The organism is Bradyrhizobium iriomotense (genome assembly GCF_018129405.1).
Lineage (GTDB): Bacteria > Pseudomonadota > Alphaproteobacteria > Rhizobiales > Xanthobacteraceae > Bradyrhizobium > Bradyrhizobium iriomotense_B.
The window spans coordinates 54,588-73,824 of record NZ_JAFCLP010000018.1 but is presented as its reverse complement, the minus strand read 5'-3'; the positions used below and the strand labels follow the sequence as shown (position 1 = coordinate 73,824).

Annotated in this window: 17 protein-coding genes and 1 tRNA gene; 10 read left to right on the top strand and 8 right to left on the bottom strand. The window is 64.5% G+C overall.

Annotated elements, in window-relative coordinates; translation table 11 throughout:
- Window positions 1-26: 26 nt before the first annotated feature.
- Entirely contained in the window at window positions 27-1,589 is a 1,563-nt protein-coding gene (locus JQ592_RS28910) for an adenylate/guanylate cyclase domain-containing protein (protein WP_211406176.1), read from the bottom strand.
- A 191-nt stretch (window positions 1,590-1,780) separates the two neighbouring features.
- Between JQ592_RS28910 and JQ592_RS28905 the strand changes: the two genes are divergently transcribed.
- The 3 genes from JQ592_RS28905 to JQ592_RS28895 all read left to right on the top strand — a co-directional run bounded on the left by JQ592_RS28905 (window position 1,781) and on the right by JQ592_RS28895 (window position 4,783).
- Window positions 1,781-2,872, top strand: coding sequence for an enolase C-terminal domain-like protein (locus JQ592_RS28905; RefSeq protein ID WP_211406175.1), 1,092 nt, complete (start codon window positions 1,781-1,783; stop codon window positions 2,870-2,872).
- Window positions 2,873-3,243: 371 nt separating this feature from the next.
- The gene (locus JQ592_RS28900) at window positions 3,244-3,705 is read left to right on the top strand and encodes an NUDIX hydrolase (protein WP_211406174.1); all 462 of its coding nucleotides are present in this window, start codon (window positions 3,244-3,246) and stop codon (window positions 3,703-3,705) included.
- 259 nt (window positions 3,706-3,964) lie between these two features.
- Complete coding sequence (locus JQ592_RS28895) at window positions 3,965-4,783, top strand: glyoxalase superfamily protein (protein WP_211406173.1); 819 nt, start codon at window positions 3,965-3,967, stop codon at window positions 4,781-4,783.
- A gap of 23 nt (window positions 4,784-4,806) precedes the next feature.
- Here the strand turns inward: JQ592_RS28895 and JQ592_RS28890 are convergent, their stop codons facing one another.
- Both JQ592_RS28890 and JQ592_RS28885 read right to left on the bottom strand, forming a co-directional pair.
- Complete coding sequence (locus JQ592_RS28890; RefSeq protein ID WP_211406172.1) at window positions 4,807-5,049, bottom strand: hypothetical protein; 243 nt, start codon at window positions 5,047-5,049, stop codon at window positions 4,807-4,809.
- A gap of 8 nt (window positions 5,050-5,057) precedes the next feature.
- Window positions 5,058-5,543 carry an L-2-amino-thiazoline-4-carboxylic acid hydrolase gene (locus JQ592_RS28885; RefSeq protein WP_211406171.1) on the bottom strand — a complete coding sequence of 162 codons (486 nt, stop codon included), beginning with the start codon at window positions 5,541-5,543 and terminating at the stop codon, window positions 5,058-5,060.
- A gap of 224 nt (window positions 5,544-5,767) precedes the next feature.
- Here JQ592_RS28885 and JQ592_RS28880 point away from each other — a divergent pair, with 224 nt between their 5' ends.
- Window positions 5,768-6,292, top strand: a complete 525-nt coding sequence (locus JQ592_RS28880) for a DUF4440 domain-containing protein (protein ID WP_211406170.1) — start codon at window positions 5,768-5,770, stop codon at window positions 6,290-6,292.
- 193 nt (window positions 6,293-6,485) lie between these two features.
- Here JQ592_RS28880 and JQ592_RS28875 read toward each other — a convergent pair.
- Together JQ592_RS28875 and cpdR are read right to left on the bottom strand one after the other, a co-directional pair.
- Window positions 6,486-6,560 (bottom strand) — tRNA-Val (locus tag JQ592_RS28875).
- Window positions 6,561-6,632: 72 nt separating this feature from the next.
- Window positions 6,633-6,992, bottom strand: a complete 360-nt coding sequence (gene cpdR / locus JQ592_RS28870) for a cell cycle two-component system response regulator CpdR (RefSeq protein WP_007597092.1) — start codon at window positions 6,990-6,992, stop codon at window positions 6,633-6,635.
- A 352-nt stretch (window positions 6,993-7,344) separates the two neighbouring features.
- Here cpdR and JQ592_RS28865 point away from each other — a divergent pair, with 352 nt between their 5' ends.
- From JQ592_RS28865 to JQ592_RS28855, 3 genes are all read left to right on the top strand, one after another.
- Window positions 7,345-8,235: an N-formylglutamate amidohydrolase gene (locus JQ592_RS28865; protein WP_211406169.1), complete on the top strand. Its 891-nt coding sequence runs from the start codon at window positions 7,345-7,347 to the stop codon at window positions 8,233-8,235.
- A 529-nt stretch (window positions 8,236-8,764) separates the two neighbouring features.
- Complete coding sequence (gene hisN / locus JQ592_RS28860) at window positions 8,765-9,547, top strand: histidinol-phosphatase (protein ID WP_211406168.1); 783 nt, start codon at window positions 8,765-8,767, stop codon at window positions 9,545-9,547.
- Window positions 9,548-9,569: 22 nt separating this feature from the next.
- The gene (locus JQ592_RS28855) at window positions 9,570-10,535 is read left to right on the top strand and encodes a Bug family tripartite tricarboxylate transporter substrate binding protein (RefSeq protein ID WP_211406167.1); all 966 of its coding nucleotides are present in this window, start codon (window positions 9,570-9,572) and stop codon (window positions 10,533-10,535) included.
- A gap of 12 nt (window positions 10,536-10,547) precedes the next feature.
- On the opposite strand, the gene JQ592_RS28850 is transcribed toward JQ592_RS28855, so the two are convergent.
- Complete coding sequence (locus JQ592_RS28850; RefSeq protein ID WP_211406166.1) at window positions 10,548-11,438, bottom strand: LysR substrate-binding domain-containing protein; 891 nt, start codon at window positions 11,436-11,438, stop codon at window positions 10,548-10,550.
- A 173-nt stretch (window positions 11,439-11,611) separates the two neighbouring features.
- On the opposite strand from JQ592_RS28850, the gene JQ592_RS28845 reads away from it, so the two are divergent.
- Window positions 11,612-12,364 (top strand): sulfite exporter TauE/SafE family protein, encoded by a 753-nt coding sequence (locus tag JQ592_RS28845; RefSeq protein ID WP_211406165.1) that lies wholly within the window; start codon window positions 11,612-11,614, stop codon window positions 12,362-12,364.
- A gap of 41 nt (window positions 12,365-12,405) precedes the next feature.
- Here the strand turns inward: JQ592_RS28845 and JQ592_RS28840 are convergent, their stop codons facing one another.
- Window positions 12,406-13,038: a LysE family translocator gene (locus JQ592_RS28840; protein WP_211406164.1), complete on the bottom strand. Its 633-nt coding sequence runs from the start codon at window positions 13,036-13,038 to the stop codon at window positions 12,406-12,408.
- Between the two features lie 227 nt (window positions 13,039-13,265).
- On the opposite strand from JQ592_RS28840, the gene JQ592_RS28835 reads away from it, so the two are divergent.
- Window positions 13,266-15,062 (top strand): adenylate/guanylate cyclase domain-containing protein, encoded by a 1,797-nt coding sequence (locus tag JQ592_RS28835; protein WP_211406163.1) that lies wholly within the window; start codon window positions 13,266-13,268, stop codon window positions 15,060-15,062.
- Between the two features lie 200 nt (window positions 15,063-15,262).
- Entirely contained in the window at window positions 15,263-18,070 is a 2,808-nt protein-coding gene (locus tag JQ592_RS28830; RefSeq protein ID WP_211406162.1) for a di-heme-cytochrome C peroxidase, read from the top strand.
- A 43-nt stretch (window positions 18,071-18,113) separates the two neighbouring features.
- Here JQ592_RS28830 and JQ592_RS28825 read toward each other — a convergent pair whose 3' ends face one another.
- Window positions 18,114-19,061: an alpha/beta hydrolase gene (locus JQ592_RS28825; RefSeq protein ID WP_211406161.1), complete on the bottom strand. Its 948-nt coding sequence runs from the start codon at window positions 19,059-19,061 to the stop codon at window positions 18,114-18,116.
- Between the last annotated feature and the right edge of the window lie 176 nt (window positions 19,062-19,237).

Sequence of the window (19,237 nt, the reverse complement as noted above, 5' to 3'; positions counted from 1 at the left end):
CTCCAGGGGATGGTAAGAAAGTCCCCTCACGCCGGCTTCAGCGAGGCCAGTGCGTTCTCCAGCAGCGAGCGCACCCGTGCGGTGTCGCCCGACTTCACCACGGCCGGATCGAGATAGAGCTCCAGCCCCGGCGCGCGCTCGGTGATGATGCCGCTTTTCTCCGCCGCGGCGTCGTTCAGCGCGTCGACCGAATAGGGAATGACCTCGCGGCTGATGCCCTTCATCGTGATTGCGGGCAGCGCGTGGGCGCGGACGATGCCGCTGACGAGGGCGAAGGTCTCGTAGCTCAGCACGATGCCGCCGGGCTCGGCGATGGATTGCAGACGGGCGGCGAGGTTCGCTTCGGCGCCGATGATGGTGTAGTCCATGCGGTCGGTGCTGCCGAAATTGCCGACATTGCAATAGCCGGAATTGATGCCCATGCGCGAGCGGAACGGCTGCTCGATGCCGGAGGCGCGCCATTTCGCGTTGAGCTCGGCAAGGCGCTGCTGCATGCGCCAGGCCATCTGCAGACAAGCCTGCGCATCGGCGCGGTCGCCCCTGGTCTCGGGATCGCCGAAGAAGATCAGCATGGCATCGCCGATGAACTTGTCGACGGTGCCGCCATATTCGAGGGCGATCGTAGACATCTCGGTGAAATATTCGTTGAGGAGCTGCGTCAGTTGCTCCGGCTGAAGCCGCTCCGCGGTCGCCGTGAAATTCTGGATGTCGGAGAAGAAGATGGTCAGCTTCTTGCGCTCGGTGTGGATGGTGACGTCCTTCTGGCCGGAGAAGATGCTCTTGTAGACCTGTGGCGGGATATAGCGCGAGATCTTCATCGACAGCGACGCCAGGAAGTCGTTGGCGGATTCGAGCTCCTTGTTCATGGTCTTGATGCGGCGCGCCTGGCGGCGCTGCAGCGACAGGAACGATAGCCCGCTGCCCGCGGCGATCAGGAAATAGGCCAGCAGGAACTTGAACGAGAAGATGTTGGCGGCTATCGGCTGGGCAATGATCACCTCCTGGATACCTCTGACATCGCCGACCTTCCAGTCCTTCTTCGGGCTCTCGGGGTGGCTGTTGTGGCAGCTGACGCAGGCCGGCCCCATGGTGACAGGCGCGATCAGGCGGACCTTGTCGGAGAACAGCGAGGTCTCGGTCTCCACGATCTTCTGTTCGGGGTCCTTGCGCAGCGCATCGAGCGCGTCCTTCTCGAACTTGTCGAGCTGGTGCGGGGCGCGGTTCTGGAACGGGAAGTCCGAGACGAAGCGATAGGTGATGTTCTCCTGCTGCGCGCCGATCACCCGGCCGAGCTCGAGCGACAGCGTCGCCGGGATCGGGATCGCGCCGGGAACAGATTCATAATTGTGCACCACCCTGGTCGTGCCATTGGGGTTGGCGAGCACCCGCCCGACCACATTGGTCGCGTAATAGCTGCGCACGCTGGTGATCACCGAATTGAGATCGGCGGCCTGCCGGCGCAGCGCGGTCTTGGAGAGCTCGGTCAGGTCCAGCCACACCGCCAGCGGCAGAGCGAGCAGCAGGAAAGCGATCGCGGCACCGGTCAGCACGCCGCTCTTGCGCTGTTCTTCGGATATCTGTTGTTTCACCCTGTGGCTCCGTTGTATCCGATCTTGTCGCAGATCACGCGGATTTGCGGCACAGCCTGCGGCGGCACAGAGCCAATAAAAGCAGGCCCGCGCAACCCCATTTTATGGTGGTCGCACCAGGCGTCTTTTCGTTTCATGACGAATGTTTAAGATCGCCATCAACCTGCGTTGATCATTCCGGAACCAGTGCCATGACCGAGACCATCCGCATCAAGCGCTTTGTCGCGCGCCCCGTGATCGTGCCGATGAACCTGCCGCTCCAGACCTCGACCGGGGCGGTCGCCAGGGCGCCGCTGGTGCTGATCGACTGCGAGACCGACCGGGGGGCGGTGGGGCATGCCTATTTGTTCTCGATCACACCCTCGGCATTGAAGCCTCTGACCGCGATGATCACCGAAATGTCAGAGTTCGTCACCGGCGATGAGCTGCTGCCGTTCGAGATCGAGCGCAAGCTGACCCAGCGCTTCACCCTGCTCGGCCTCGCCGGCCTGCAGCGGCTGGCGCAATCCGGCATCGACATGGCAGCCTGGGACTCGCTCGCCCGCACACGCGGCCTGCCGCTGGCGCGCCTGCTCGGCGGCGCGCCGAAACCGGTCAGGGCCTATAATTCGAAGGGCCTCGGCATCATGCCGGCGGCGGCTGCGGTGGAAGAAGCGCACAAGCTGCTGGCCGAGGGTTTCCACGCCGCAAAGATCCGCGTCGGCCGGCCCGACGCGCGGGAGGACCTCGCCGTGGTGCGCGCGGTGCGCAAGGCCGTCGGCGACGAGGTGACGCTGATGTGCGACTACAACCAGGCCCTCTCGGTCACCGAGGCGATCCGGCGCGGCGAGATGCTCGATGACGAGGGCCTCTTCTGGATCGAGGAGCCGATCCGCCACGACGATTATGCCGGGAACGCCCGCATCGCGGATGCGCTGCGGACGCCGGTCCAGATCGGTGAGAATTTCGACAGCGCGTTTGCGATGCAGTCCGCGCTGTCGGCGGAGGCCTGCGATTACGTGATGCCCGACGTGCAACGCATCGGCGGCGTCACCGGCTGGCTCCGCGCCGCCGCGCTGGCGCACGCCGCCGGCATCGAGATGTCGACGCACCTGTTCTCGGAAGTCAGCGCGCATTTGCTCTGCGTGACGCCGACGGCGCACTGGCTGGAATATGTCGACTGGGCCGATGCGGTGCTGGCGAGCCGGCTGACGATCAAGGACGGCTTTGCGCTGCCGAGCGACGAACCGGGGAACGGAATCGCGTGGGACGAGGCGGCGGTGAAGAAGTATCTGGTGGGGTGATCGACCAGCACCCCCGATGTCGTCCTGGCCTAGTGCGCAATTGCGCACGGGAGCCAGGACCCATACCGCGTGATCCATCGGTGAGAGGCGGTGCGAGTACCGGCGACGGCACCAGCCTTCGCCAAACTGCTCCCTGGGGTAATGGGTCCTGGCTTTCGCCAGGACGACGTTGGGGAAAGGATGTGCGCAATTATTCACTATCGTCATTGCGAGCGCAGCGAAGCAATCCAGGAATGCGTCCGCGGAACGATTCTGGATTGCTTCGCGGAGCCTGTCATCGGGCCGCGCTTTGCGCGGACCCGTTGGCTCGCAAGACGGAATGAACAGCGACGCGAGTTGCGCGGAGACAGCAAGCGGACTAACGATCCCCCATGACCACCTGGCGCCCCCATCCCCACATCCGCGTCGTCGCGATCGGCCTGCACTGGCGGGACGGACGGCTGCTGGCGGCGGAGGTTCGGGACGATGCGGGGCGGCTCAAGGGCGTGCGTCCGCTCGGCGGCGAGATCGAATTCGGCGAGAGCTGGCGGGCCGCGCTGGTGCGGGAATTCAACGAAGAGCTCGGCATCGACGTCACCATCACAAGCGAGCCGCTGATGCTGGAGAACATTTTTGTGCACGAGGGATCGACCGGGCACGAGGTGATGTTCATCGCCGAGGTCGCATTTCCGGACGGCGCCTTCATCGGCCAGGATCGCATCGACTTCCGCGAGGACAACGGAGAGGAGATCGTCGCACGCTGGTTCGACCTTGGCGATCTCGACGTGGACGGCGGCCCGAGCCTCTATCCGAGCGGGTTAAAGGGCTTGCTGCGCGGGGCGGTGAAGAGCTGACCGGTAGGAGGGAACGCTTCTGCGCGCGCCTGCATCGATTGCAGAGCAATGAGTGACGCAGCCCGGCAGAGACATCGATGGCGCGGTTGACAAGCGCGGGGCTCTCAAGCACAATTTTGGCGGGTAGATGCCGCCTGCCGCTTGCGCCCTTCGGGGTATGGTGAAGTGTATCAGACCGCCGCACGCTTCCTTTGCTCAAGCGAACGGGTCAGCAACGCAAGCTCTGACATTCTCCGTTCGTATTGCAAAGGAACAGAAGATGCGCGATTTCCGCGACGCCAAAGCTATGGCGCAAACGCTTCGCGAAGCCCTCGACGCCCGTTCGGTCTCCCTCACCGTCAGTGAGAGCCTCGAGCTTGTCGCGAAGATATTCGGGTTGGCCGACTGGAATGTCCTGGCGGCCCGTATTCGCTCCGCGGAGCAAGTCGCAGCGGACCAGCCTGGCTCAAAGACCAAAGAAGTTCAGTTACCTCAGGCGATTCTGGATCGCTATGCCGGAACATATCAATTCCACAATGCCGTTTTTACCGTCATGCGTGACGAGGACCATCTATCGGGACGGCTGAGCGGCCAAGGCTCGGCTCCGTACCAGGCGGTGGGCGAAACGGAATTCGTTGCGCGGGAGATCGATGCCGAGCTTCGGTTTACCCTCGGACCGGACGGGACGCCGACGGCCGTGGTCCTGCGCCAACACGGCAATGATCACATCATGCCACGCATCGATGCGACCGTGGCGCAAGACCTCCAGCGCGCGATCCAGACTCGCATGAGCACCCGGTCCGCCAATCCCGGGACAGCGGCCGCACTTCGCCGTCTTATTGAGAGCGTCGCATCGGGCCAGCCCAATTATGGCGAGATGAGCGCGGATTTGGCTGAGGCGACCCGCAAACAATTACCGCGTTTGCAACCCGGCCTTGCCGACTTGGGTCCGATCACCTCGATCGAATTTCTCGGAGTAGGTGCGCAAGGGCAGGACGTCTATTCCGTCTGGCACCAGGGTGGCGCGGCCTCGCACTGGCACATTGCGCTTGGCAACGATGGCACGATCATCTTGGCCTTCGTCACGCCAGGGCCATAACCTCGGTTGGGCGACGAGGCAGGCTACCACACCTCCGCGCCCGGGATTTTCTTCCGCACCGCCATGCGCTGGATCCAGATGCAGCGGCGGACGGATCTGCTGGAGCGGCCGACGGCGGAGATCCCCTCGCCGGCCTGAAGCAGCGGCGCCACGTTTTCGCGCAAGCTGCGGCAGCGCTGGAGTTCGGCCTGCCAGTCGATCATCGCGGCGTGCGCGTGCGGCGCGGCCAGCGTCAGCATCGCCACGGCAAGACAGCTCGCCCGCATCGTTGCCCTCACTGTGCTCCGCCTCCATCGCGCCGGTAGCGGAAGTCGCAATGGTCGGCGCCCTGCATGATGGTCTGCGTGCGCGTGAGCCTGATGTCGGGACCAAACCCTTCCGCGGTGGCAAAGTCCGCGGTGCAGATCAGGAGGAAGCCGAGCTCGGGCTCGCCGAGCGCCTTGTAGAACTCGGCATAGGCGCAACGTGTGACGTCGAATGCGAAGGCGTCCGCCGTCTGTTCGATCACGTCATAGGCGAGCGCATCGTCGCGGGCATAGGTCCTGAAGGCCGACGAGACGGCCTTGCCGAGATCGGCTTCGTTGTTCGCAGTGTTCTTGGCCTTCCAGAACTCCTCGCCGAAGCGGCGATAGAGATCGCCGAGCGCCTTGCGCACCAGCACGTTGGCCCGCGCCTCGCCGAGCTCGGCCTGAAGCGCCTTGACCAGCGGCACCAGCACCTGCGCCTGGATTTTTGCCTGTTCGATGACGGATACAGTCATGGGCGGGCTCGCGTCTGAAGGGAGATCGTAGATCGGATGGAGCCACCGGACGATAACCCAACTTTGTGTTGGCGGCGAGAGCTTGCCTGGTGCGTGCCACCACAACCGAAGGCCCCGACTAACCCTTCCGTGATCTCGGGGCTACCGCCGATCGTGCAATCCTGAAAACGTCGACGCAGCCATCAATGGTATGACGAGCACCATGCAAATGACCGGAGGTGAACATGACTCGGCCCGAAATGTCTCCAAGCACCATCAGGCCACGACGTTTTTCACGACGCCGTCATGTTGCGGCGGTGACCGCGGCGCTGCTTCTCGCCGCGACGTTCTGGTCAGCCGGAGGTGCGCGCGCTGCCGCAAATGACGCCGAGGCACGAGCCATCTTCGAAAAATTCATCGCGGCGCAGAATGCGCATGATGCGGACGCGGTGAAGGCGATGCTCCTGAATTCGCCCGGCACGCTGCTGTTTGCCAGAGGCATCGAGACGCGCGGCCGCGATGACGTCGCCGCTCGCTTCAAGACCTATTACGAGGGCACCTGGCACCTCGAGCCCGACATGTCGAAATTCCACGTCGCCGTGCTCTCCAACGAGGTGATGCAGATCCTCGTCCCCATCGTTTTCACGCGCGCGCTTCCGGGCAAGCCGCCCCAGCAGAATACGTTTCTGATCAGCCAGACCTATGTTCAGGACGCGACCGGCTGGCACGTCGCCTCGATCATGCCGGTTGCGAATACGGAACTGAAGTAGAGGGGATCGGGCTTGCCGAGCCGAAGCTCGCGGCTACAAGCCCGCCTTCGCCCTTTGGGCTTCGGCGTGGCATCCTTCTCTCTGCTATCGCGAGCGAAGGTCGTGGCTTGCCCAGCCGAAGCTCGCGGCGGCAGCCCGCCTGCGCCCTTTGGGCTTCGGCGTGGCATCCTTCTCTCTCTTCGCGAGCGAAGGATGGTGGGCACGACAGGGATCGAACCTGTGACCCCTACCATGTCAAGGTAGTGCTCTCCCGCTGAGCTACGTGCCCTAGAGGTCATTTCATCGGTGGGGTCCCTATAACGGCTCAGGGGACCCGGCGCAAGGACGGAACGGGCCTGATCTAGGCCGCCAGCATCTTGTTCACTTCGCTGACCAATTCGCGCAGATGCACGGGCTTGGACAGCACCTTGGCGTTCTTGGGGGCGTCCGAATCCGAGTTCAGGGCCACCGCGGCAAAGCCGGTGATGAACATGATCTTGATGTCGGGGTCGAGTTCCGAGGCCCGGCGGGCGAGCTCGATGCCGTCCATTTCCGGCATCACGATGTCGGTCAGCAGCATCTCGAACGGCTCTTCCCGCAGCCGCTGATAGGCGGCCATGCCGTTGTCGTGGGACGAGACCTGAAAACCGGCGTTTTCCAGCGCCTTGACCAGGAAACGGCGCATGTCGTTGTCGTCTTCGGCGAGCAGGATCTTTGGCATGGCAGGAAACGTCGAATCCCCAGAGGATATCAGCAGAGGTCACTTAGCCCGACAGAGGGTAAATTTGGGGTGAAAATCTTTACCATGGGCCGGCTGCGCTGCCGGCTCTTTGTGAACCCGAATGGGCTCCGAATCAATCGCGTTGGACGAGCCGGTCCCCACCCCGATGCCCGCAGGGTTAAGACATGTTCCAGCCCCCATCACATCTTTTCGCTTGGCAGAATGGTTGCGATTCCGGACAATGACGACACATAAGAGCCGCTCTACCGGCCGAATCATTCGATCCGGGGCCATGCCGGATCGTGCGTCGCCAAAGGGGGCGAAGCCTGCGTAAGGGACGAAGCCTGAGAAGATGACCCGGTTTGACGGCGAGATGTCGCCAGCGTTCGAGATCTTCGAGCCCGCCGAATGGCGCGCGCCTGTCATCTTCAACTCGCCCCATTCCGGCTCGACCTATCCGGACGAATTCCTCGCTGCCTCCAGGATCGATCTGCCGACGCTGCGGCGCTCGGAAGATTCGTTCATGGACGAGCTGATCGGCCATTTGAGCGCGCGCGGCTTTCCGACGGTGCGGGTCAACTTTCCGCGCTCCTATGTCGACGTCAATCGCGAGCCCTATGAGCTCGATCCCCGCATGTTTACCGGCCGCCTGCCGAGCTTTGCCAATACCCGCTCGATGCGGGTCGCCGGCGGACTTGGCACCATTCCGCGCGTGGTCGGGGACGGCCAGGAGATCTATCGCGAGCGCATCCTGGTCGACGATGCGCTGGGGCGGATCGAGACGCTGTACAAGCCCTATCATCGCGCGCTGCGCCGGCTGATCAACAAGGTGCACCAGATGTTCGGCACCGTGGTGCTGGTCGACTGCCACTCGATGCCGTCGGTCGGCGTCAGCAGGGACGAGCCGCGCCGGCCCGACGTCGTGATCGGCGACCGCTACGGCACCAGCTGCACGCCACTGCTGCCCGACAGGGTCGAGGAGACCATGGGCGGGCTCGGCTATTCGATCGGCCGCAACAAGCCCTATGCCGGCGGCTTCATCACCGAGCATTACGGCAACCCCGCAAGCGGCCTGCACGCGGTGCAGCTCGAGCTCAACCGCGCGATCTACATGGACGAGCGGCGGCGCGAGCGCGGCCCACGCTTTGCGCAAATCGCCTCCGACTTCGCGGTGCTCGCCGACGTGCTGGCCACCACGATCCCGTTCGGAGATCTCGGCCCGTTCCAGGCCGCTGCGGAATAGACGACAGCTTTTTCCTCGCGTGCTTTCGGCACGCGCATCTGGCGCGAACGCGTTTGCGCTTCGGATCGCTGCGCGCCTTGAAATGAAAACAGAGGCCCAAAGAAAAAAGGGCCGCTTCTAATGAAGAAGCGGCCCAAGTCTAGGGAGGAAACGCCCAAGGAGGGCAGCGGTAACGCAGAGCGCTACCGCACCGCAACAATATGCGGCCGCGCCGCACAAAGTGCAAGGGCTTTTGAGCGGTTTCCCATGCAATACGCACATGGCTCAATTGCTTTAAGAGAAACCTGGATTCAGTTTCTTTGATAAGTAATTTCAATGGGTTGATAGTCATTTGCATACGAACGAGGCATGGTCGGAACTAAGTTTTCAACTCTGTGATCGATATTTGGCCAGCAGATGACTCGAATGAGGCAGTGGCTCCCTGCATTCAAAATACCAGGGTGCAAATCAAGACAGCGCTGCACGCGGAAGGCGATTTGAGCTAGGCAGGAGCGAGCTTCACACTGACTTTCGTTTTGAGGAACTCACCGTGACGGTGATCGACTTCTCCGCCTTCATCGGACGGCTCGCCACCGCCTCCGGCGAAACCATCCTGCCGTTCTTCCGCACCTCGCTGTCGATCGACGACAAGAGCAAGACCAAGGATTTCGACCCGGTGACGGAGGCCGACCGCGCAGCCGAGGCGGTGATGCGGCGGCTGATCAAGGCGAGCTTCCCCCAGCACGGCATTGTCGGCGAGGAATTCGGCAATGAGCGTGAGGACGCCGACTATGTCTGGGTGCTCGATCCCATCGACGGCACCAAATCCTTCATCGGCGGCTTCCCGATCTGGGGCACGCTGATCGCGCTGCTGCACAAGGGCTCGCCGGTCTACGGCATGATGCACCAGCCCTTCATCGGCGAGCGCTTTTCCGGCGATAACGGCTCGGCCAATTACAAGGGCCCCTCCGGCGAGCGCCGGCTCCAGGTCCGCCGCTGCGCCTCACTGTCGGAGGCGACGACCTACACCACCTCTCCGCTGCTGATGAACGAGCGCGACCGCGCCATCTTCGGCCGCATCGAGCAGGGCGCGCGGCTGTCGCGCTATGGCGGCGACTGCTACTCCTATTGCATGCTGGCGGCCGGCCATGTCGATCTCGTGGTCGAGACCGAGCTGAAGCCTTACGACATCGCGGCCCTGATCCCGATCGTGACCGGCGCCGGCGGCGTCGTCACCACCTGGGAGGGCAAGCCGGCGCAGGGCGGCGGCCGCATCGTCGCCGCCGGCGACGCCAGAGTTCACGAAGAAGCGCTGAAGCTGCTCAACCAATAACAAAGGCGAGCGGGAGGCTTGCATGACCATCTCACGCAGGCTGCTCGTTGGATTGTTATTGCTGCTGCCGTCAGTGGCGTCCGCGCAGAATTTTCCCGCAAAACCGATCAAGCTGATCGTGCCGTTCCCGGCCGGCGGCCCCAATGACATCATCGCGCGCGTGATCGGCCAGCGCATGTCGGAACTGTCGGGGCAGCCGGTGCTGATCGACAATCGCGGCGGCCAGGGCGGCGTGCTCGGCACCGATGCGGTCTCGAAGGCCGCGCCCGACGGCTACACCATCGCGATCTCCTCGGCCGGCGCGCTCGCGATCAGCCCGAGCATGGAGCGGGTCGCCTACGACACCCAGACCGACCTGACGCCGGTGACGCTGGTTGCGACCGTGCCGGAAATGCTTGTCGTCGCCACCAATGTACCCGCCAAGGACATCGGCGAGCTGATCGCGCTCGCGAAAGCGCAGCCGGGAAAGCTCAACTTCGCCTCCTCCGGACCCGGCAGCCTGCCGCATCTCGCCGGTGAGCTGTTCAAGCTGACCGCCAAGATCGACATCGTGCACGTGCCCTATCGCGGCGCAGCTCCTGCCGTGAACGATCTCCTCGGCCAGCAGGTGCAGATGACCTTCCTCGATCTCCCGGTGCTGCTGCCGCAGGTCAAGGCGGGCGCGTTGCGCCCCCTCGCGGTCGGCTCCGCCGAACGTGCCCCAACGGCGCCCGATGTGCCGACACTTTCGGAAGCGGGTCTTCCCGATCTGCGCGTCGAGAACTGGTACGGCATGGTCGCACCAAAAGGCACGCCGAAGGAGATCGTCACCGTGCTGCATGGCCTCGCGACCAAGGCGATGGCAGATCCGGCGGTGAAGGAGAAGCTCGCCGCGCAAGGCGCGACGCTGATCGGTGACGAGCCGGAGCATTTTCGCAGCTTCATCGCGGACGAAACCAGGAAGTGGGCGAAGGTGATCAAGGACGCCGGCGTCGAGACGGAGAAGTAAGTCTCTCGACCCTCACACCGCCGCCGCCCTCAGATGCTCCACCAGCATCTTCGCCGGCCGCGGCAGCGTCTTGAAGCTGCGCGCGCAGATCACGAGGCGGCGATTGGCCCAGGCATCGCGCAGGCGGACCATGGTGAGCGGCATCAGCCTGGCGCAGCGGCGGGCGGCGGATATCGGCACCAGGGCGATGCCGACGTCGGCGGCGACCATCTGGCAGATCGCGTCGAAGTCGCGCAGGCGCGCGCGGTAATGCGGGCGCATGCCGAGCCGGGCGGCGTGCTTCGAAATGTGCATCTGCAGCGCCGTGGCGCTGGTGAGCCCGACGAAGTCGCAAGCACCCGTCTCCTGGAAATCGATCTGGCGGCGGCCGGCGAACGGGCCGCGGCGCGACGTCACCAATGTCAGGTGATCCTCGCTGAACACGAAGCGCTCGATATGGTCGGGCAGGGCGTGCTCGGCGGCGAAACCGAGATCGGCGGCCCCCGCGGTGATCGCGGCCGCGATGTCGGTGCTCTCGCGCTCCTCGATGTCGACGGCGACATCGCGGTGCTCGTGCAGGAATCCGGCCAGCGCCTTCGGCAGGTGCTCCGACAGGCCGGAGGTGTTGACGAGGAAATGCACGCTCGCGCGCACGCCGCTGGCAAAGCCGGCGAGGTCGCCTCGCATGGCGTCGATCTGGTGGAGCACGAGCCTGGCATGATCGAGCAGGCTCTCGCCGGCCGCGGTCAACTCGACGCCGCGGCGCCCGCGCTTCAGCAGCGCGACGCCGAGCGCATCCTCCAGGCCCTTGATGCGCGCGCTGGCCGAGGCCAGCGCCAGATGCGACCGCTCCGCGCCGCGCGTGATGCTGCGCTGGTCGGCGACCGCTATGAAGAGCTGGAGATCGACGAGGTCGAAACGCATGGCAGGTCTCTCCAACCTTGTTGATTGAGCACGATCTTTCGGAAAACCGCTCCACACTTTGCGCTGACGCGGCCCTGCGGGTCCGGATCGTGCTCTAGACTTCGTAGCTGACGAAGGCTGGCTCCGTAACCTCCAGATTGTGCCTGATCGCGGCATCGGTCAATGTGCCTGACATGATCGACCCGCTTCTCGTCATCATTGCCGCCGTCTTCCTGATGGCCGGATTCGTCAAGGGCGTGATCGGGCTCGGACTGCCGACCGTGTCCATGGGCCTGCTCGCGGTGAACATGGCGCCGAGCCGCGCCATCGCCATCGTGATCGTGCCGGCCATCGTCACCAACATCTGGCAGACCTTCGTCGGCCCCCATTTGCGCGACATCCTGCGGCGGCTGTGGCCGCTGATGATCGGCACCGTGATCGGCTGCTGGCTCAATGCCGGCGCGCTGACCGGACCTCATGCGCGCTACGGCACCATCGTGCTCGGCGTCCTGCTCGTCATCTACGCGGTGATCGGCCTGAACAAATTCCAGTTCCGCGTCGCGCCTGAGAACGAGAAATGGATCGGCGGCGTGGTCGGGGTCGTCACCGGCGTGATCTCGGCCTCGACAGGCGTGCAGGTGATCCCGTCGATGCCGTTCATGCAGGCGATCGGCATGGAGAAGGACGAACTGGTGCAGGCGCTCGGCGTGTTCTTCACGACAGCGACGCTGGCGCTCGCCTTCAATCTCAGCGCCGGCGGATTGCTGACGCCCGCCAATGCCGTGCCGGGCGCCGTGGGCCTTGCCATGGCCTTTGCCGGCATGTTCATCGGCCAGTCGGTGCGGGCGCGGATGCCGGCGGAAGCGTTTCGCCGCTGGTTCCTGATTGCGATGATCCTGCTCGGCCTTTATCTGGCCGGCAGCGCGCTGGCGAAGGAATTCGCGTAAACGCAGATCGTACGCTACCCCATGTCATTCGTTCGAACGAGTTACCGGCTCTCCAGCATGGCGACGCGGACACCGAGATAGATGAAGAGGCCGCCGAGCGCGCGATTGACCCAGGCGATCGCGCCCTCGGAGCTCCGCAGGCGATGGGCGGCCTTGGCCGCGAACGCGGCGAGCACCAGGCACCACAGCGTTCCCGTAAAGATGAAGATCAGGCCGAGCGTCAGGAAGGCGAGCGGCTTGTGAGGCGCATCGGCTGCGACGAATTGCGGCAGGAAGGCCAGAAAGAACAGCGCGACCTTGGGATTGAGCGCGTTGGTGAAGACGCCCTGCAGGAACACCCGCCGCAGCGAGCTCCGCTCCGGCTCGTCGATGGCCGACGCCAGCGCCGGCCGCGACCACAGCATCTGGAGGCCGGTCACGACCAGATAGGCCGCGCCGACGAGCTTCAGGATCGAGAAAGCCGTCGAGGAGGCCATCAGCAGGGCCGAAAGCCCGATCGCCGCGCCCGCGACATGGAAAAAGCAGCCGCAACTGATGCCAAATGCCGCGGCCGCGCCGCCCCGCCAGCCCATCTGCATGCTGCGGCCGATCACATAGACGCTATCAGGCCCGGGCGTGATGTTGAGCAGTATGCCCGACAGGATGAAGAGCCAGATTTCGTGAATGCCCAGCATGTGAAATGCCCCCGCCCGGCCCGCCCTGCGGCCCTGAAAGCCGGGCTTAATCGGTTCGCTCCGCCCCGTCCACCGCCGGGATTGCGTAGGATTTACTTCGAATTTGCAATGCGGTTGATACTTTCGCTCGGCCCCATCTGCTTTATAAAGGCAGGGTTCTTGAAATGCGGGATTCGAGGCGACTGCCACGCCGTGGCCGGTCCCCCCTCCCCTGGAGCTCCGAGGATATGGAAAGACGTCTGGCAGCCATCGTCTGCGCCGATGTCGCCGGCTATTCGCGCATGATGGGCAGCGACGAAGCCGGCACCCATGCCGCCTTCAAGGCCCATCGCGCCGCGATTCACCCCATCATCCTCAATCACGGCGGCCGCGTCGTGAAGAACACCGGCGACGGCTTCCTGCTGGAGTTCGCCTCCATCGTCGGCGCCACCGAGGCGGCGATCGCGATGCAGACGCTGATGGCGGAGCGCAACCACCATCTGCCGGCCGACCGCGCCATGCAGTTCCGGCTCGGCATCCATATGGGCGACGTCATCGCCGACGAGGACGAGGTCTTCGGCGACGATGTCAACATCGCCGTCCGCCTCGAATCCGTGGCAAGCCCCGGCGGCTTCGCCATCTCGGCCAAGGCCTACCGGGAGGCGAGCAAGCATCTCACCGTGCTGCTGACCGACGCCGGCAACCACCGCTTCAAGAACATCAAGGATGCGGTCGGGGTCTTTACCTGGACGCCCGAGGGCGCGCCGGCGCTCGCGCCGGAACTCCGGGAAGCATCCGCCCTCTCGCAGCAGTACCGCACGGCGATCGTCGGCGTGCTGCCCTTTGCCAATCTCAGCGACGCCCAGGACGAATATTTCTCCGACGGCCTCACCGAGGATCTCATCCACGCGCTGTCGCTGCAATCCTTCTATCGCGTGCTGAGCCGCAACTCGACCTTCGCCTTCAAGGGCAAGAATTTGAGCACGCGCCTGATCGCGCGCGAGATCGACGCCACCTATCTGATCCAGGGCTCGGTGCGGCGCTCCGGCGCCAAGATCCGCGTCACCGCCGAACTGATCGCGCCGGAGACCGGCGAGCAGCTCTGGACCGGGCGTTACGACCGCGACATCGGCGACCTGTTCGCGATGCAGGACGAGATCACCACCAATCTGTCCGCCGCCATCGCCACCGAGATCGTCCGGGCGGAAGCCTCGGCGCCGGCGAGGCTCTCGACCGACGTGACCGCCTGGGACCGCTTCCTCAAGGGACTGTCGCATTACTACCGGCAGACCAAGGAAGATCTGGTCGCCGCCGTCGACCTGTTCCGGGAGGCCATTGGGCTCGATCCCAAACTGTCGATCGCGCATGCCTATCTCGCCACGATCCAGATCCAGAGCATCCAGTTCGGCTGGGTCAAGGGCACGCGGGAGATGTGGGCCGAGGCGATGCACCTCGCCGAGACCAGCGTCCGGCTCGATCCGCGCTCCTCCTTCGCATTCTCGATCCTGTCCTGGGCTCACGGCATGGAGGGCCATTACGAGGCCGCGATGGACGCCGCCAAACGTGCGGTCGCGCTCAACCCCTATGACAACGGCGCGCGCGGGGTACTCGGCATCTGCCATTTCATCATCGGCGAGCATCGCGAGGCGATCGAGCTGTTCTCGATGGCCTCGCAGCGCGACAACAGCGACCCGCGCTATCAATGGGCGGCGCTGAACGCCTTCAGCCATTATCTCCTACGGCAATATGACGCGACCCTGTCCTGGGCCCGCGAGCAGCTCTACATCAACCCGAACCACATGCAGGCGCTGGCAATCCGCGCCGCGGCCCTGGCGCAGTTGGGGCGGGACGATGAGGCAAGCGAGGCGACCCATGTGCTCATGGGCAATTACCCGACCCTGAACGTCGACCGTCACCTGCGCAATTTCCACTGGAAGCGGCCTGAGGACATCGCCCATTACCGCGACGGGCTGCTGAAAGCGGGCGTGCCGCTCAGCAAGCTGACCCTGGTCCAGAGCGACCTCAAACGCGCCGCCGAATCGTGACCGCGGTCCGCGGGCCCCTTCACGATCCCTTTCACACACCCCTTGGCGAACTCGTGCCTGCTCTTGTTGACAGGACAGTGAATTCAGCCACACTTCGTTACACGCTGAAGTAGTATAAGCTGCTGTCGGTTTGTTAGGACTTTCCGCGCTTGATCGGCGCGTCCGTATTTCACGATTCGCCGCTTTCAGGATTTTGGGCCATGCATGACCCCGCTTCGAAGCCGCCCTTCGACCCCTCGATCCAGGTCTCGCCGAACAATCCCTGCCCCTTCCTGCGCGGCCTCGTCGGCGAAGGCTTCGTCGATGGCGGCACCGTCCCGCTCCGGACGCTGTCGCAGACCATCGCGAATGCAAGCGGCGAGACCGGGCTGAAGAAGACCTCGGCCCGCATCCAGGTCCGCGGCGTCGCGCTGATCGCCAACGGCGCCTGTCACATCCTGCAAAGCATCTTCTGGGGCGCGCAGCTCAACATGCTGCGCGGCGGCCCGCTCGATAAGCTCGGTGCCGGCTCGCGCATCCTCGGCGTCGACGGGCGCGTCAACGAGGACGAGATCGCGCGGCTCGCCAGTTTCGGCAGCACCTATGCCGATCCCGATGCGGGCACCGAGACCGGGCTCAACGCCTCGCAAATCCAGACCTTCATGAAGGACAACCTCAAGCGCGCCGGCAAGCAAGCGCGCTGGTACTACCCGATCCTGATGAAGTTCGAGTGGCCGATCCTGCTCAAGATCATGGGCAAGGGTCAGGGTGACGACCGCTATCTCAGCGTGGCCGAGGTGAGGACATTGTTCAACGAGCGCAAATTCCCTGACAGGATCACCCAGCGGGTCGTCAGCCAGCCGGTCACCCCGCCCTCGCTGATCTTGCGCGCTGCCGGCGGGCTCGTCGCCGCGCTTCTCGTCTTTGGCGTCGTGGCGCTGCGCTTTCCGGATCAATTCCAGCCGATGCTGCCCGGCATTCTCGGGGACCTCGTGGCGCCGCCGTTGCCGAAGCTTGTCGAACCCCGGGCCGCCTACTGGCTCGAGCAGAATTGGGCGCTGGAGGACCGGCACTGGTTTCATCACACCAGCCAGGGCACCGCGACCTTCCCGGTGCCCTATCGCTGGTTCATGGCGCTCGAGCAGCCGCGGCTTCATTTCTTCGCAAAGCCCGGAATGCTGCATGACAGCGACCATCTGCAGCGCTTCGGCTTCATCCCGAGCCCGCAGACGATCAACACCGACGACGCCACGCTGCGCCGGTTCGGCTATGCCAACGTCTACGACAAGACGAAGCCGGTGCCGGCGCGGCTCTGGGATCCGCCGGTGAACTGGGGTGCCCAGGCCGAAAACGTCGGCGGCCTGCCCGTCGGCTTCGCACGCATGACCGGCGTACCCGATCCTGCGACCGGCCAGATCGGCGAGGACCGGATCGGCCTGACCTGCGCCGCCTGCCACACCGGCCAGATCCACTACAAGGGCATCGACATTCGCTTCGACGGCGGCCCGGCGATGACCGACCTCAGGAAGCTCGAGGTCACGACCGGCCTGTCGATCGCCTACACGCTCTACGTGCCGGGCCGCTTCACGCGCTTCGCCGATCGCGTGCTCGGCCCCTCCGCCAGCGATGCGGACCGCGATGCGCTGAAGCAGAAGCTGAGTGCGATCGGCACGTTCCTGGTCGACTGGGAGAAGACCTACGCTAAGACCATCGAGGGCAAGACGCGGTTCAACGAGAAGACCAAGCGGGACGAGCCGCAGCAGGACACCGAGGAAGGTTATGGCCGCCTCGACGCGCTCAATCGCATCGGCAACCAGGTCTTCTCCCAGGACATGGCGCTCAGCGGGCTCAGCGGCTTCGAGAAGAATCTGCATGCCAAGGACGCGCCGGTCAGCTTCCCGCCGATCTGGACCGTGCCCTGGCTCAAATACGCGCAATATGACGCGTCGATCGAACAACCGCTGATCCGCAACGCCGGCGAGGCGCTGGGCGTGACCGCGCTGCTCAACCTGTCCGACAATACGCCCAAGGACACGCTGTTCCGCTCCTCGATGGACATCAAGAATCTGAACTGGATCGAGGATCTGCTGAAGGGGCAGGCGCCCTATCCGAAGAAGCAGCTCTCCGGACTGACATCGCCGAAATGGCCGTCGGACATCTTCGGCGATGATGCGTGGAAGATCGATGGCGACCGCGTCAAACGCGGCCGCAAGCTCTATGCGGAGATCTGCACCGAATGCCATCTCGGTCCGGTCAACGATCCCGTGTTCGACACCGAATTTCCGAGCCAGAGCATCTGGTCCTCGTCACGGTGGGAGACCATCGGCGACGACAAATTCCTGAACGAGGTGCAGAAGAGCGCCAAGGGCATGGGGACCGACCCCGCTCAGGCCAGTGTGCTGGCGACGCGGACGGTTCAGGTGCCGGGCTTCCTCAAGCTCGATCCCACGCAGAATCTCAATGCCTGGTGGAGCTGCAATCTGCCGGATGTTTCTTCGACCGACATGCCCTACTCGCTCGGCCTGATGGTGCTTGTCGACATCGTCAGCCGCAAGGCGATGGACGATGCCAAGATCGAGCCGAAAGTGCAGCAAGCCTGGTGGGGCAAGCGCAAGAACTGCCCCAATCCCGGTCCGCAGCCGGCCGAGAAGAAGGAGCCGGGGCCCTGGTATCGCGCGCGCCCGCTCAACGGCGTCTGGGCCACAGCACCTTACCTGCACAACGGATCGGTCCCCTCGCTCTACTGGATGCTGAGCCCAGCGGCCGAGCGCCCGAAATCGTTCTGCATGGGTGGTGGCCGCGACTACGATCCGAAGCAGGTCGGCTTCGCGGTCGCCGACGGCGAGAGCTGCAAGACCGGGCAGTCGCGCTTCTCGACGCGGGCGTCTGATGGCACCGACATGTACGGCAACAGCAATGCCGGCCACTCGTTCGACGGCACGCCGGGCCCCGGCAAGGACGGCACCATCGGCCGCGTGCTCAAGGAGCAAGAGCGCTACGACCTGATCGAGTATCTGAAGACGCTGTAAGCTGCACCTTCCCCCGCCTGCGGACGAGGGAACAGACCGTCTCTCACTTGAACAGCGGCGTGCCCGGCACGAAGGCGTCGAAGGCGGCCCAGAACTGGGAGCGGTAGCGATCCTGCTCCTGGAGGATCTCGTGCTTGGCACCGGCGATCACGAGATGCGAGCCGGCGCGCAAGTGATAGGCGAACTCCTCGATCGCCGCGGTGGAGACCACGGTGTCGTTGGAGGCTGCCAGCATCAGGATCGGCTGGCGGATCTCGGAGGGATAGTTCATGCCCTTGAAGGTATGCATCGCACGAAAGGCGGTGTCGGCCCAGGCGACCGTCGGTGACGCCAGCCCGAGCGTCGAGTCCTCCTCCAGGATCGCGGCGTTGCGCGCATAGCGCACGGGATCGCTGGTCAGGGGATTGTTGATGAAGGGGTCGAGCCCGGTGATGCGGTCGCTGCCGCCGGGGACGTAGCGGCCACCCATCCCCATCAGGCGCATCGTCCTCAGCAGCGCCCGCGCCGGAAACGCGGTGGTGCGGCCGGGCAGATCGATCATCGGTGCCGACAGCACCATGCGGTCGAACCAGCGCTTGCCCGCATGCGCCACCCGCAGCATCACCGTGCCGCCCATGGAGTGGGCGAGCGCGAAGAAGGGCGGCGGACAATCCGGCAGCACCACCTGCTGCACGAAGGTCTCGACGTCGATCTCGAAATCGGAGAAGTCGCGCACATAGCCCTTGCGCGGATCGCGCAGGCGCCGCGAGGAATGGCCCTGCCCGCGCCAGTCGATCATCGCCACCGCAAAGCCGCGGTCGCGCAAATCGCGCACGGTCTCGAAATATTTCTCGATCTGCTCGCTGCGCCCGGTGAAGACGCAGACCGTGCCCTTGCGGCCCGCCGGCGGCGCCCAGCGCGCGTAGCGCAGCTCGGCGCCATCGGGGGTCTTGATGGTGCCGCTGACGACGTTTTCGGGAACGGGGTTGGACGGGATCGAGAGCAGCGTCATGATTGGAGGGCTGGGCGCGAAGTGCTGCAAATCAAGGGGCGGGAGCGCCGAAAAGGCGCTGTTGCCGCCCTCTTGAACGCCGTCTCACCCCACCCATATCACCTTCGTGCAGGCCGCTACCAGTGTTTCGGAACCGGAACATCAGGCTGCACACAGAACTAAAGCCCGGCCCGATG